The sequence below is a fragment of the Petrocella sp. FN5 genome (assembly GCF_029210395.1).
In the GTDB taxonomy this organism is placed as follows: domain Bacteria; phylum Bacillota; class Clostridia; order Lachnospirales; family Vallitaleaceae; genus Petrocella.
Genome location: NZ_JARGDP010000009.1, coordinates 1 through 15401 on the forward strand (window position 1 = coordinate 1; position 15401 = coordinate 15401).

Below are 15401 nucleotides of genomic sequence, written 5' to 3' on the forward strand. Positions count from 1 at the left end.
CCCTAATCGATAAAAGCTTGCCAACAAACATAGAATTCGATATGATAGTAAATAGGATAAAAATCAGAATGGACAAGAAAAGGTGGATAATCAAATGGAGCAGACCATGGAAAATCTAATAATACCCAATGGCTATAAAACAGATTTGGATATTAAGGAAACAGAAAAAGCGATTAAACTAATTAAAGACTTTTTTGAAAGAGATTTAGCAAGAAAATTAAAACTGTCAAGGGTATCCGCACCCTTATTTGTTAGACCCGAAACAGGTATGAATGATAATCTAAATGGGGTGGAACGACCGGTTGCCTTTGAAGTAAAGGCGATAGGAGATAAAGAAGTGGAGATAGTCCATTCTCTTGCAAAGTGGAAGAGAATGGCGTTGAAGCGTTATAGATTTGAAGCGGGTGAAGGTTTATACACAGATATGAATGCGATACGCAGAGATGAGGAAACAGACAATTTGCATTCAATCTATGTGGATCAATGGGATTGGGAAAAAATCATCCATAAAGAAGATCGAAATGAATCTACCTTAAGAGATACCGTCAACAACATTTACAAAATATTCAAAGATACAGAAGCACTCATTGCTAGGCACTATCCGAGCATTGAAGAATTTTTGCCGGATGAAATAACGTTTATGACCACCCAAGAACTGGAAGACCTATTCCCTGACTTAACACCTAAGGAAAGAGAAGACAGGATTACCAAGGAAAAAAAGGCTGTATTTTTAATGCAAATTGGTCATACACTTAGTTCAGGAGAACGCCATGATGGTCGAGCTCCAGACTATGATGATTGGACGTTAAACGGAGATATTCTTTTTTGGTATCCCTTATTAGAACGTGCTTTTGAATTGTCTTCAATGGGTATTAGGGTGGATGAAGAAGCCCTTAATCGTCAACTCGAACTATCCGGTTGTGAAGACCGAAGAAAATACCCCTTCCATCAAGCACTGTTAAATAGCGAACTGCCATATACAATGGGTGGTGGTATAGGTCAATCAAGGCTTTGTATGTTTTTTTTACGAAAGGCCCATATTGGAGAGGTTCAATCCTCTATATGGCCGGACGCAATGCTTGAATTATGTGGGAGTAACAACATTATGTTACTATAAGAGCATCATATATTGGAGGTCAGTCATGGCATATCAACGCATTTATTTTAAGGACAAGATGCAAGAAGGGTTTTATGATCTTACAGAAGATGCAGGTCAGAATTTTCATGAAATGTTTGAGCCGGAGTTGACACCCAAAGAGATGTTAGCCCTTGGTGTCTTTGGTGGTAAATATATGACGGACTGTAAGGATGAATTTCCAAAATCATGGTTTGAAGGTGCAAAACTATCACCACAGAAGAAAGACATCCGTCTGAATTATTTCAAAGTAGATGCATCCTTACCCTTACAGGCATGGCAAGATAAAGGTTGGATTCATCCGGGAGACCCTAGGGGTTGGTTTCAATGGTATTGTAGATATTATCTTGGTAGACGCTTACCTGAAGAAGATCTAAGACAGATTAAGCGATGGAAAGCCATGAGACGCCATATCGGTGCCATTAGAAAAAATTGTCAGCCTCTAGACCTTAACTGTAGAAAAAAGCAAAGACAGGCCTTGTTGCACTGGGCATATGACAGCCGGAAGATATGACCCTATGTCATGACATAGTGAGGCGTTGTTGCATTGACACTTGTATTTTATAGGCTTAGACTGAAGTAAAGATACTGTAATCAATAAAGGAGGACAACCATGAATCTAGCCAAATACATTGACCACACGATATTAAAGCCGGACGCAAGACGGGATGAAGTCGAAAGAATATGTGAAGAAGCCAAAGAATACGGCTTTGCTTCTGTCTGTGTGAATTTAGTACATACTAAGTTTGTGAGTGAAGCATTAAAAGATAGTGAAGTTAAAACTTGTACAGTAGTAGGATTTCCCCTCGGTGCGGTATTACCTGAGGTAAAAGCATATGAAACAGAGAAAGCCCTTGAAAAAGGATCGGATGAGATTGACATGGTGATTAATATTGGTGCTTTGAAAGATCAAGATTATGAGCTGGTTGAAAGAGACATAAAAGCAGTGGTAACAGCTGCAAAAGGTGCACTTGTAAAGGTGATTTTTGAAACCTGTCTATTAACCTCAGATGAGATTGTAAAAGCTTGTGAACTATCTATGGCAGCAGGTGCAGATTTTGTTAAAACAAGTACCGGTTTTAGTTCGGGTGGTGCAAAGGTTGAAGATGTAGCATTGATGAAAAAGACCATCGGCAACGATGGAAAAGTGAAAGCATCTGGTGGTATTCGTGATTATGAGCAAGCGACTAAGATGATTGAAGCCGGTGCAGAACGCATAGGTGCATCTGCCGGCATCGCAATTGTCAAGCATGAAACAACCAAAGGAACAGGTTATTAAAGTATGTTAATAAAAACGGACATCTTTTATCAAAAGGGTGTCCGTTTTTTTATTTAAAAATAATCATGACCTTTTTTTACATCATTCCTAGATTGTATTATCATCTTGAAGAATGCGGCAGAGTGCATCCAATAGAAGATCATTATCTTCTTTACACAAGATACAAAACCTTAAAAATTTATTGGATAAGAATGGAAAACTTGAAGCATCGCGTATCATGAGATTCTTTTTGATGAGCTTTTCAAATACTTCAAAACTGTTATGTGCACTTAAAAGTTTTATTAATATGAAATTTGCGGTTGCAGGATAAACTTTAACCATGGGCCATTGACCTAAAACATTTAAAATTCGTTGGCGTTCAGTTGAGATCAAATGCCTGCTCTTATCGATATAAGCAAGGTCTTGAACCATAAGTTCTCCAGCATAGGCAGCCAAGGAGTTGATGGTCCAGGGATTTTTCAAATCATTAATTTTATGAATAAGGGCTTTGTTTCCACTGATACCGTATCCAAGTCTTAAGCCGGGAGCAGCATAGAATTTAGATACACCACGAATGATAAAAAGGTTCTGGTAAAAGGGTGTTAGTGATACAGCAGAGATTTCATTTACATCTTCAGCAAATTCTACATAGGTTTCATCAATAACAACATCTACATCTTGCTCTAGACAGAAATCCAATATTTCTCTCATTTCTTTTTTGAAAATGGACGTTGACGTAGGGTTGTTAGGGTTACAGATGACCAATAAGTCTGTTTGCTCAGATAGGTGTTGCTTTAGATTTTCAATGTTAATTCTAAAATCATCTTCCTCAAGAAGAGGAAAGTATCTGGATTTCCCATTGTTAATAAATATTTCTCGTTCATATTCAGAATAGGTAGGTCCAATGATTAAAGCATTCTGAGGGTGTAGTACTTTGATAAATAGAGATATTAATTCTGTGGAACCATTACCAACCAGAATATCTTCATAGGGAGCACCTATGTATTTCCCTAATGTTTTTCGAAGGTCTAAATAGTCTCGGTCAGGATAAGCTGCAATCAAATGAATTTGTCTTGCCAGTTCTTCTTGTATGGTGGCTGAGAGCCCTAAAGGGTTCACGTTACCACTGAAATTAATAATATCGGTTGGGATTAAATGGTAATGGGCGGCGATTTTTTCTAAATCACTACCATGAAAGTGCTGTTGGATGTTTGCCATGGAGATAACCTCCCTATAATTGTACATTAGATGCTTGGTTAGATTAATTATACACAGATATAAAAAGTTTGCAAGATATCTATTCGTTTCTATGCGTTGTTTGCTACCTTAAGGAATGATATAATAAGTATACCTTAAAACCACGCTCATGGATATATTGTAAGTGCAAGATCAAGGAGAATTTTATAATGGATTGTGATTTTGAAAAACGAATTGAGGCAGATTATGAGTTATTGTTACCAAGGCCGGTATACTCTGCCGAACATATAAATATAGCCATTGAAGAAGGTGAAGTATATGGTAGCAAAATCTTTATGGAAAACTTAGGTGAAGGTTATTTTTTTGCGTATGTAAAAGCATATGGAAAAGGTATACGTATAGAGCACCAACAGGTTGAAGGAAATAAAACAGATTTGGCTTATGAAGTAGATGCTAAGGCATATAAACTTGGCGAAGAAATTGATGGTTTTTTATTATTTACTTACCAGGGCGGGGAGAAGAAGATTACAATAAAGGGGAAAATCATTCAAACAACCACGCATTCGAATCAATGGATTGAACCCAATAATAAAAAATTAAAAGCTCAACTTCTACCTCAAAAAAAAACCTATCAGATTGTCATGAATAAAAAATCATATAGCACTCAGGAAAAGGCTAGAATTCTTATTTACAATCATGAAATATACCCCATAACTGTTAAAGTAATAAAGAAAGACAAAGACTTAATGGTTGAAGATGCCTTTATAGCAGTTGAAGAAATGAACCATCTAGATGTTCATTTGAAAACATCTTTTTTTTCCAAGCTAAGGTATGGTTATTACAAGAGGTATTTTCCGATTATTGAGAAACATGTAACATTGGAAATACATACAGAACTTGGATACGAACATATTGAATGTAAATTAACCTTTACCAAATTCAAGATTTTACAGGTTGACACGAAAATAACTTCCGAAACGGAGTTCAAACAATCTCTCATAGAGATTCATAAGCTATACAGATCTTATCTCTTGAATCATGAAAAGCATCTTATAAATAAAACGTTGGTTGTACTTAAGCAAGCCATAGCCTATCATATGACGGATATGAATCTTAAACTTTTTTATATTTTGTTATTAATTGATTTAGATGAGGTGGATGAAGTCAACAATCAGCTCATAGCACTTTCAAAATATAAGCATTATTATCAAGAGCTTGACTCGGAAAACTATAGTGAGTTGATGACTACACTCTATAGCTGGTTAAAGGGTGATGATGTAAGTGATATCGTAAAAAAATGGCCTATGACACCGATGAAGCAACTGTTTCGTATGCATCTTTTTAATCCGACGCGTCTTACTTTTCATGACTTTGAAAAGTTATACATAGAAGGCATTAGAAGCCCATTTCTTTATGCGGAAGCAACGGTTCTACTAAATGAAAAACCGATGGTTCCATTGGGATCATCAAAGTTCTATAGATCCTTGCTAAGATGGGCATTAACAAAAAATATGCTATCGGATAAATGGATTGACCTTATTGAGAACAGATATTATCAAGTCATTCAGACGGAAGTGTTAGACAGTAATCTATGTTATAGGTTATACACAATGCGATTTTCTACGAATCTAAAAAAATTGTTTTGTACAACGTTGATTCGTGAAAAAAGAATTGATTCAGAAGCGCATGCGATTTATGCTGCAGTATTAAAGGATAATATTTTTATAAAAGATTTAATGACATATTATATCAAATCTGCCTTTTATAATCGTTTAAACATTGAAGTTGAGAATCTGACTTTGATGACCGTATATCAGAATCTAACCCATGATGAAATGGCATATTGCTTAAAACAATATAGTCAGAAAGCACGTCCAAATGATAATTACTATGGTATGTATAGAAGGTTGTATTATGACTTTTTACCTACATGTATGCATGGGGATATGAACAAGGATGAGAGTGTGCTTATTCTAAAAGAAATAGAATATCTTTTAGAGAGACAACAATGGATTGAATTAAAAGCATTGATTTCCAATAATGGTCTAAAGCAATTGGTTATAATAGACGAAAAAATCATTAAAGATCTATTGGAACATGGTATTGATGGTCTGGATTTTATATGGCTAGAGCACCAATTAGAATTAAAGATAATAATCCGACTGATTTCAGATGAGCACTATAAAGTATATGTCAATTTATTATTAAACCAAGAGCGCTTTAAAGACCTTATGATGCTGGAACAGGAAGGTTTACTCAATCGTGATGACGGCCAAATTCTTATCGCTATCCTAAAGCGACTACGTGAAAAAAATTCAGAATATGCTCATGATTTAGCCTATAGAATGAACAAGGTGAAAATCAATCATCCTGTGGTTCTAAAAACCATTGCAGAAACATACGAAGACTGCTTAGGTCAAATGTTGGATTTTTTAGATCAAATGCAAGCAATAGGCGTTTCATCAAAAGCCTATATGGAGCGTGTCTTATATAAAGGCATGATAACGCGCTTGCATCATGAACGGGTGTATGAAGCTTATTTGAATTACAGAAAAATGTTTTATGATGAAATCGTATACGAAGCCTTAGATCGATATTATGCTGCACGTATCTTAATTGAAGAAACTTACGGCACTTACAGACTTATTAAAGTGTTTGAAGAAGATATTTACAATTGTAGACATTCCTTTCCGATTGGGTTGGCGCTACTTAAATTATACGATCACTATGGTAAAAAAAACGAGGTAATTTCTAATAATCTTATCAAAAACGCTGTAAAGAATGGTATAATATTTCCGTGGTTTGCCAATTTAGCCATTCCATATTTAGAAACAAGTCGATTTAGAAAAGGCACTTTTTTTTCTTATAATTGTAGATCAAAGATGGATGTGACCATGCATTATAGAGCAGACGGACAAGAGACATATCAGGTCCTTAAAATGAAGCATGTTGCTTTTGGTCTTTTTATCGGTTATATTATTACTTTTTACTTGGACCACGTAGACTATTATTTTGTTGAGTCTTCTAAGGACGGAAAAAAAGATATAACGGAAAGCCATCAGTTTGTTCAGTCTCAATTTCTTGAACCACAAAATGAATGGAATGGGTTCGATGTTATTAATACAATTAAGATGAGTCAAATTATGAAAGATGATGAAAGTTTGGATAAAATCGTGAGGCATCATATAGGGATTAGAAAAACCATCCGAGATACGATGGAAATACTGTGAGGGATAAAAAATGGGGACATTAACATTAGAATTTGAAAAAGGACTATTTTTAGGTATCGATTTTGGTACAACCAACACTGTGGTTAGCGTCTATGATTATGATGAAGACAATGTTTATACAATACCTATCGATGGCCAACTTATATTTCCAACCGCTATACAATTTGAAATGGATTTGGAAGTAGCCGGAAAACTCAACAGCATTTTTGGTATCCAAGCAAAAGAATCAGCCATTATCTATCCGGAAAGCACGGTTTTATCAGTGAAAAGGCTATTAGAAAAAGATCAACCTATAAAGGTGATAGTAGAAGAGACCACTTATGATTTCAAGCCGGAAGATATTGTAGCTCAGATACTAAGCTATATCAAGATCAAGGCAAATGATTATATCCATGAAGAGAAACATGTTAGTGGCGAATTTAGCGGTTGTGTTATTACGGTACCGGCCAACTCGACGGACAAGCAGAAAAATAAGATGCGTTATGCAGCTATGGTTGCGGGCTTTATGGAAGAAAACATATTTTTAAGGCTTGAACCGGCTGCAGCTGCCATAAGTTATGCACAAATAGCTACGAAAAATAGTCATGTTTTAGTTTATGATTTTGGAGGCGGAACATTTGATGCATGTCTTTTGAATTTAAGATCCATACAAGATGAAGAGCCGGAGATATCTATTACAAGCACACACGGAGACAATCATTTAGGTGGAGATGATTTAGATCGTTTAATGATGGATATGGTTTATGATGCTTTTTTAGAGACAACAGGGCATAAAATTAACTTATTTGATTTATCAAAAGAGGATGGTGTATCAAACCAACAGAAGAAAATGGCTTTAGTCCGTATAAAACAAGTAGCCAATCATGCAAAAGAACAGCTATCTAAGACAACTTCCACCAAAATAGTCCTAGCACCCTTGCTACAGGAACCGGAGTTGATTAACATCAGCCTTGAAATAAGCCGTGAGACTTATTACAATCATAGAAGAAAGCATCAGTTGGATGAAAGCCCAGAGGACTTCAAACAAATGGAAGGGTTTTCTCTTAAAGACTTAGTTGCAAGAACGATGAACTGTGTAGATGGATGCCTAGAAGCAGCAGGGCTTACACCTCAGGACGTGGATGAAGTGTTCCTTGTTGGGGGAAGTTCAGCCATTGTTGAGGTAGTAGAACAGATTACAAACAAGTTCGAGAAGGTACCATATAAAGCAATGATTAGTCCTGCTCTTAGTATTTCTCAAGGAGCGGCTTATTATTGCAATATGATTATGTTACCGTCTATTAAAGGCCCCAAAGTACTAGAAAAGACAGTTCATCCATTGGGATTAGAAATAGCCGGACGTCGTTTTATGGAGATTATTGCGGCAAACATGCCTATTCCTGAAGAAGGTCTTGAGATTGAAGGGGAAGAGTTACTTTACACCAACTATGATGATATTACCAGTATGGCCATTGTTGTCTATGAAGATACATTAGTCGATGGTGGGAAACGACTGAAATTTGTAACAGAAAAAGGTATGAAAAGGTTGGGAGCCACGACACTAAAGGGCATTCCCAAAGCGCCAAGAGGTGAAGAAAAGGTGAAGGTTGTTTTTAGAGTTAATCGAAATCATCTAATGACAGTTATAGCTACAAGTACAAGTACAACAGGTGTAGAAACTATTTTGGCTGTCGACCAATTATATTAATCATCGGAGGCAAACATGAATCGTATTGTAAAAGAAAATGAGATAGAAAAGATTGTACTTGAATATAGGGTCAAAATGCATGCAATTGAAGATTCAACTTGTAATCTTATTAAATGCCAGATTGAGAATATCTCATCAAGGATGCTCTTGGTAATAAATCAGAATCTAAAAAACAAAGATGAATCAAAAAGTTTTGAAAGTTTATATTATTTGATGAAAGACACCAAAAGCATATATGAAAAATGTATTCGTTTTATAGGCGATCATGAAATTCGATTAGAAAACAAGCAATTGGTGGACATCGTCACCGGGATTAAAGAAATGGCAGAAAATGCTGTATTTAATTTAGAAAATGGCAAGGACAATCCGATTGCCTATGAACGTATGGTAATCATAAGTGGTGGTATTCTTAAGATCAAAGAAGCCTACCGTAAGAAAATGGACATGCTTCATGAGACATGTGCAATTGATAGCCACATAACCAAAGTAGAACTGTTAGATTATATCCGAATTTATGTATTATCGTTTTTTGAAGCTATGGATGAACCGGTAAAAAAAATCATAAAAAATATTCTTGGTGATTTATGGGATAGTATAGAGAAAAATAAGTATATAGGGCTTTTAGTAGAGCAGAAAAAGGTTATGGAAGCCCTTATGATGGTTAAGGTGGATGACTTTAAAGGCGCGTTGAAGCGTCAAGAAGTGGATTTTCTTGAGGCACTAACGAGTATCATACAGGATGGTTATGAGCAGATTTTGATGAAAGAAGATCAGTTAAGCAGAACCTGCCAAATTGAAGAACATGAAATCGATTTGTTATCAGATGAGGGCATTAAGCAAGCAATAGAAAAAAACATGTCCATCTATAAAGACAATTTGAATACAATGTTAAAATATGTGGATGAGAACCATCAAAATAGTCATGAAGCTTTTATTCATTTGATGTACGATGAACTATACAAAACACATAGAAGCCTGTTGATGAAAATAAAAAAAGAATCCACAAACTATCAAATTCTAAGTTGTCATATACTGGAAATATTTGATCAATTAGTGGTCGGCCTCCAGAATCTGAACTTGAAATATAAAACAACAGAAGGTCAAAAAATTGGAGATGCCATTTGTGATACAATATATATGAAATACGATACGTTAAAGGAAAAAGATACAGAATATCAGCTGGTCAAGAAAGATGTCAGTATCATAGAGGACAAAAAGCTCCACGATATGAGGATGTTGATTGGAGAAAAAGCTGAAGGATTATTAGAAGAGGCTATAGATGGTTTGACGGAAGGTTTGTTAGATATTCAGACCCATTATCTAAAGGAAATGGCTCTAATTGAAGAAAAGGTTCATAAACAAAATATAGTCTATCTCAAAAACGACATATTGTTTGAACTAAGAACATATGAAGAGTTGATGCGCCATTCACTAAAAAAACTTATGGATTTGGAAGGTGACCATGTAAAGGCATTATCTTTACTGTTAATAGAAACTCAACGTGCTCTTATGAATGCACTGGATAGGGTACATATAAGAGTTATTGAACCCCATGAGCATAATCAATTTGATGGGAAAATACATGAGGCTATTTTAGCAGAATCATTAGAAGGGTTTGAAAAAGGGAGCATTATCAAGTGCCAGAGTGTTGGGTATCAATCAAAATCCGACGTTCTTCTTAGAGCCATGGTCATTGCAGCCAAATAGCAAGGAGGCAATTAATGAAGCGCATTAGAATTCATGAAAACCATTATTATGTTGGTGTTGATTTTGGGCATCATACAGTAAGCATGAGTGCGTTAGAACATCGGACAAAAAAACCGGTTATGTTGGATAGGACAGGTGGATATGGACAAATCTATGTCCCGGCCAAGATGGTATATTTAGTCAAGGAGGCGACATGGCTCATTGGTGAAGAGGCCGTAATGATGCATACAAGTCAAGATACGATATTTTTAAAGGACCTATTATCAGCCTTTTATGAGAGAAAAATATTTCATATAGAAAGTGTTAATTACGAGTCTGAAACTTTAATTGCCATTTATATCAGTGAACTGCTTAAGCATTTAGAAAACATTAATCCTAATAGTATGATTAAAGGCTTGACCATAACCTTACCGGATAGAGTTGATTATAGGGCACATTTAATATTGAAAGAAGCTGTAACCCTATACTTAGAAAAATCAAATAAAGGATTGAGTAAGTTACAGATCCATGTAATCTCTAACTCCGAAGCGATGCTCGCTTTCTTAGAAGGTTATAGTCTAATTGAAAGAAAACAATGCTACTTTATGGATTTCGGTCATGAAGCCTTTAGAGTCTATGATGTCCACCTAGGGAAAAATACAACCATCCGTCTCATCATTGAGTCAAAAGCCTTATCTGGTTATGCTATATTAGAAGAAATAGAAAAATTAATAAGTACAGCTTATTTAAATTATAATAATAGACAAAATTTGGATGAAGAAGAGATTAGACAGATTCAAGATATGTGTAAAACATATTATTCATATATTCTAAAAGCTTATCAAGGCAAGAATGATGTAAAAATAACCTACAAATTTGCACACCCACCTTTTCAGGCCAAGATATATGTATCTGAACTAACGAAGGCTTTTGAACCCATTGAGTCAGTATTTGAAAAACAGTTAGACAAGCTTAATACATTAGAGGATGATTATGAGGTTGTGGTCATGGGAAACGGATTCAGAAACCTATGGCCAAAGTATCACCTTCAGGAAAAAAGAATAAGTATCTTGGTTGAAGATTTGGACGCGGCATCAAAAGGGGCTTCATTATGGTCCTTAAAGCCTTATAGAAATCAAAAAGTGAATTATATTGGACGTTTAAAGAAAGACTATGGTGTTATGGTTCAAGAGGGTGAAGCAGAGCGTTTCTTGATAATTGCACAATCAGGTAGCCACTATGCTTCAGATTTTACACCGGTGGGGCTTATTATGGTTAAGGATAAAGACTTAAATCTTAAGGTATGCACAAAGGATGCTAAGGACAAAATTGAGGAAGTTACTGCTATGGAGTTAAAGCCTCAAAATAGTGAAGCAATATTTAGAGTCACATTAAAAATAGAATTTGATCATGAGATGCACTTGGTGCCGACGGTCTTTTATGACGAATTATAGACGAGGTGTTATATGAACTGGGAACATTACAAAGAACAGATAAAAATCAAGGGTGAATTAGAAGAAGATTGGTATATAATTGGTATCGACCTTGGCACAACAAACTCTGTTGCCAGTTATTGGAACAGTAGAACAGGTAAACCTGAGCCAATTGATGTTAGTAATGGATTCGGCAAGATACCGATGCCTTCAGTGGTTCAATACCGACAGGAAGAAGACCATGAAGGAGAATGGGTTATTGGTGAAGAAGCCCTTCAAACCTTCAGAATTTATCCTGAAACAACCATTATGTCCATAAAAAGGAAGATGGGTTCGAAAGATAAAATAAAGCTTAACAACCGAGATTATTTACCGGAAGAAATAGCAGCCATGATTTTGAAAGCACTGATTGACCATGTCAGAGGACTGAACCCTAAAATGATTTTGGCAGGTGTTGTGGTATCTGTGCCTTATGATTTTGATGACGCAGCAAAAAAGGCAACCATACGAGCTTGTCAACTGGCAGGTTTAAGTGACGGTCTTATTGGTTTAATGGAAGAACCGAAAGCCGGTACATTAGCTTATAACTTTAGGCATGATTTAAGCAAAGACGAAAACGTGATGGTGTTTGATTTTGGTGGCGGCACTTTGGATATAACCGTCTTTAATGTGGCCGAAAAAGAAGACGAAGCCATCCATCTTAAGGTTATAAGTGAAGGCGGTGAAGCCTATCATGGTGGTGACCATATTGATGCGTTGCTTTATCAACAGATGGTCAAATGGATGGAAGAAAAAACAGGACAGACAAGAGAGATGATGACGGTTGAAAGTGTAGCAGAGCTGACACAAAGAGCGAGGGAGACGAAGGAACGTCTTTCAGGTGTTATAAACTATAGAGTACCATATACTTTTTGTGTACCCCCCTTTGTACAAAACTTATCTAGAGACGCATTTGAAGATATTATTCGCCCTTTTATACAAAAGACAAAAGCATTGGTGCTTCAGACGTTAAAGGAAGGGTATAATGGACCTATTAGCCCAGATGAAATAAATAGAGTTATACTAGAAGGTGGATCATCCCAAATGCCATGGGTAAAAAGAATGCTTGGTGAAATATTTGATGACTCAGATAAGATATATGTATCTGAACAACCGGCCCTAGATATATCTATGGGGGCAACTTATTATGCCGCTATGAAGCTTGGTCTTCTAAAACATAGAGATTTACATACTTCAGATCGACAAGTTCATTTTGAAATACCGGTACCCCATGACATTGGTTTTGAGATAGATTATGAAGATAAAAAAGATTTCTATTCAATGATAAAAAGAGGTACCCCCTATGCATTAGCAAAAAAAACCATGAGATTCACCTTATCAGGCAATAATGATGAAGATATGACCAGCATAGACCTGAAAATTCTAGAAAGAATTAAGAAAGAGGATCAGCTGGAAAGTTGCAAACTTATTGGAGATGTCAGAATACTAGGTCTACCCAAACGCCCTAAAGGTAAAACCCGACTAGAAGTGACATTATCTATTGATGAAATGAGTGGCACAGTGAATGGTCAGGTTAAAGATATGGGTTACAGTGGTGAATACGTGGCAAGTGAATTTAACCGTAAGTTTTCTCCAAGCCGCAATGAGATGCAGATCATACAAGCAAACTAAAAGGAGCAGTGATATGGGATTTTTAGGAATAGATCTTGGTACGACAAATTCAGTTGCCGTTATATATGATGACAAAAAAGATGCCTTAAATATCGTCAAAATCGATGGTATAGAAGAGGTACTGGCCTCTGCGGTGTGTATCTTGGATGATGAGATTATTGTTGGGAATGAGGCGAAAAATAGTGCCATTATATACCCGGAAGAGACAATTCTATCAATAAAACGACAGATGGGAGAATCTTACACCATAAAAATTGGGGAAAGGAACTATCAACCGGAAGACATAAGTGCCATACTTTTAAAGCACTTAAAAGAAGCGGCCCAGTTGCAAAGTGGTGAAACTTATGATGAGGTAGTTATCACCCATCCGGCTTATTTTACTGACAGACAAATATATGCTACTAAGAAAGCAGGAGAACTGGCTGGATTTAAACAGGTACACTTATTGTCAGAACCTCTGGCATCGGCTATTGAATATGGTTATAAACAAGGTTATGCTCAAACATTATTAGTTTATGACTTAGGTGGAGGGACCTTTGATGCATGTGTACTGAAAGTAGTTAAAGATTTGAATGGCCATGAAACCTTTCAAGAGTTGGCGGATGTAGGAGATATGCATTTAGGTGGTGATGATTTTGATCAGATTCTTGTAGATTATATGGTCGAACAGTTTAGAGTGATGACGGATATTCGGATTCAGGACATTGAAGCGCGTGAATCTGCAAGGGTACTTCATAAGCTTAGGCAAGAAGCAGAGTTACTGAAGAAAAAATTATCCAGTACCAATAAAGCCAGCGTAAAGATTTACCCACTTATGGTACATGAAGGCATGCCTATGAATCTGTCACTAGAGGTGACGAAAGATGAATTTGAAGCACTTATACGACCGATGATCGATAAGAGTAAGGATATTATTAGTGAAGCTTTGAAAAGGGCGCAGCAAACGCCGGATGATATTTCCAAAGTCATACTTGTGGGTGGTTCTACCCTTGTACCGATGGTGAAAAGGATGGTAGCAGGTTTTATTAAAGAGCCATATCGAGCTACAGATCCAGCGAAAAGTGTTGCCATGGGTGCGGCAATGTATAATTATCTGATTCATTTGCCAAACAGCCAAGTAAAAGTTGGGCAGATTACAAGACAAAACTTTGGGACAGAAGCCATCACCAACATAGCTACGAATGAAAAATCATTAATCCCAATTATTCCTATGGGCAGCACCATTCCTATTGAAGTGACTGAAGAAGGTTTTAGTGCCACCTCTGGTGCTAGTACCCTTAGAGTGGACATATTTCAGTGGGAAGAAGGTCATGAAGAAGAAAAAAAATATACTGGCTCTTTAATGTTAGAAGGAATTAGCGAAGAAGCGCGTATTTCAGTAAGGTATACCATTAATAGTGACAATATATTTGAGGTTACAGTAAGAGATAAGAGCACCGAAAAGGAAATATCAGGCGAGTTTGACCGAAAGAAAACGATGCCTATATTGCCGGACGTAGAAAAACATACAAGTGGAGAGGGTGAAGGTCTTAATATTGTTTTTCTTATGGATACCACAGGCAGTATGGATACCTATATTGAAGGAGTAAAAGAAAAAGCCATCGCTTTTTCTAATATCCTAGAAGCAAAAAAAATAGATTATAATTTAGGCCTTATTGGTTTTGGGGATTTATTAGAAAAAGAAAAGCCAAAAGTCTACAAGTGGACAAAAGACATACATAAATTTCAAAAAAAAATAACAAAAATACCAAGAACATGTGGTGGAGACATACCCGAGTCTTCGATGGATGCACTAGAAACAGGGATAGACTTATTGAATAAACTAAAAGAGGGTAAAAATTACAAGAACATATTCATCTTGATTACCGATGCGCCACCTCATGTACCGACAATGCGTGGTAAGACAGTGGAAGACGTTGTGAATGCACTAATATCCCAAAAAATAACCACATATGTCGTAGCAAAAAAAGACTATAAAAGTCTTGAGGCATACGAACCCCTTACACGCACAGGAGGTCGTTATTACTCAATGCAGGATGATTTTATGGATATATTGGATGCAATAGCGTACGCCATAGCGGATTTAGTTAAAACAACTTAATGC

General features: G+C 36.3%; 10 protein-coding genes. 9 read left to right on the top strand and 1 reads right to left on the bottom strand.

Annotated features, from left to right (window positions below):
• Positions 1-106 precede the first annotated feature (106 nt).
• From asnA to deoC, 3 genes are all read left to right on the top strand, one after another.
• Positions 107-1117, top strand: coding sequence for an aspartate--ammonia ligase (asnA, locus tag P0N36_RS04165; RefSeq protein ID WP_334305348.1), 1011 nt, complete (start codon positions 107-109; stop codon positions 1115-1117).
• A 25-nt stretch (positions 1118-1142) separates the two neighbouring features.
• Positions 1143-1649, top strand: coding sequence for a hypothetical protein (locus tag P0N36_RS04170; RefSeq protein WP_275841578.1), 507 nt, complete (start codon positions 1143-1145; stop codon positions 1647-1649).
• Positions 1650-1748: 99 nt separating this feature from the next.
• A complete protein-coding gene (gene deoC / locus P0N36_RS04175; protein WP_275841579.1) occupies positions 1749-2414 on the top strand; it encodes a deoxyribose-phosphate aldolase in 666 nt (221 codons plus the stop codon).
• Positions 2415-2501: 87 nt separating this feature from the next.
• On the opposite strand, the gene P0N36_RS04180 is transcribed toward deoC, so the two are convergent.
• Positions 2502-3611, bottom strand: a complete 1110-nt coding sequence (locus tag P0N36_RS04180; protein WP_275841580.1) for a pyridoxal phosphate-dependent aminotransferase — start codon at positions 3609-3611, stop codon at positions 2502-2504.
• A gap of 188 nt (positions 3612-3799) precedes the next feature.
• Here P0N36_RS04180 and P0N36_RS04185 point away from each other — a divergent pair, with 188 nt between their 5' ends.
• The 6 genes from P0N36_RS04185 to P0N36_RS04210 are packed head-to-tail and all read left to right on the top strand — an operon-like array spanning position 3800 to position 15398.
• Positions 3800-6820 (top strand): DUF5717 family protein, encoded by a 3021-nt coding sequence (locus P0N36_RS04185; RefSeq protein ID WP_275841581.1) that lies wholly within the window; start codon positions 3800-3802, stop codon positions 6818-6820.
• Positions 6821-6830: 10 nt separating this feature from the next.
• Complete coding sequence (locus P0N36_RS04190; RefSeq protein WP_275841582.1) at positions 6831-8507, top strand: Hsp70 family protein; 1677 nt, start codon at positions 6831-6833, stop codon at positions 8505-8507.
• A gap of 15 nt (positions 8508-8522) precedes the next feature.
• Positions 8523-10214, top strand: coding sequence for a nucleotide exchange factor GrpE (gene grpE, locus P0N36_RS04195; protein ID WP_275841583.1), 1692 nt, complete (start codon positions 8523-8525; stop codon positions 10212-10214).
• A 14-nt stretch (positions 10215-10228) separates the two neighbouring features.
• Complete coding sequence (locus P0N36_RS04200) at positions 10229-11647, top strand: hypothetical protein (protein WP_275841584.1); 1419 nt, start codon at positions 10229-10231, stop codon at positions 11645-11647.
• A 12-nt stretch (positions 11648-11659) separates the two neighbouring features.
• Positions 11660-13297: an Hsp70 family protein gene (locus tag P0N36_RS04205; RefSeq protein WP_275841585.1), complete on the top strand. Its 1638-nt coding sequence runs from the start codon at positions 11660-11662 to the stop codon at positions 13295-13297.
• Positions 13298-13310: 13 nt separating this feature from the next.
• Positions 13311-15398, top strand: coding sequence for an Hsp70 family protein (locus P0N36_RS04210; protein WP_275841586.1), 2088 nt, complete (start codon positions 13311-13313; stop codon positions 15396-15398).
• Positions 15399-15401 lie beyond the last annotated feature (3 nt).

Excerpts from the sequence above, each read along its gene's own strand:
- asnA (WP_334305348.1), top strand. The coding sequence starts at position 107 with ATGGAAAATCTAATAATACCCAATGGCTATAAAACAGATTTGGATATT.
- P0N36_RS04170 (WP_275841578.1), top strand. The coding sequence starts at position 1,143 with ATGGCATATCAACGCATTTATTTTAAGGACAAGATGCAAGAAGGGTTT.
- deoC (WP_275841579.1), top strand. The coding sequence starts at position 1,749 with ATGAATCTAGCCAAATACATTGACCACACGATATTAAAGCCGGACGCA.
- P0N36_RS04180 (WP_275841580.1), bottom strand. The coding sequence starts at position 3,611 with ATGGCAAACATCCAACAGCACTTTCATGGTAGTGATTTAGAAAAAATC.
- P0N36_RS04185 (WP_275841581.1), top strand. The coding sequence starts at position 3,800 with ATGGATTGTGATTTTGAAAAACGAATTGAGGCAGATTATGAGTTATTG.
- P0N36_RS04190 (WP_275841582.1), top strand. The coding sequence starts at position 6,831 with ATGGGGACATTAACATTAGAATTTGAAAAAGGACTATTTTTAGGTATC.
- grpE (WP_275841583.1), top strand. The coding sequence starts at position 8,523 with ATGAATCGTATTGTAAAAGAAAATGAGATAGAAAAGATTGTACTTGAA.
- P0N36_RS04200 (WP_275841584.1), top strand. The coding sequence starts at position 10,229 with ATGAAGCGCATTAGAATTCATGAAAACCATTATTATGTTGGTGTTGAT.
- P0N36_RS04205 (WP_275841585.1), top strand. The coding sequence starts at position 11,660 with ATGAACTGGGAACATTACAAAGAACAGATAAAAATCAAGGGTGAATTA.
- P0N36_RS04210 (WP_275841586.1), top strand. The coding sequence starts at position 13,311 with ATGGGATTTTTAGGAATAGATCTTGGTACGACAAATTCAGTTGCCGTT.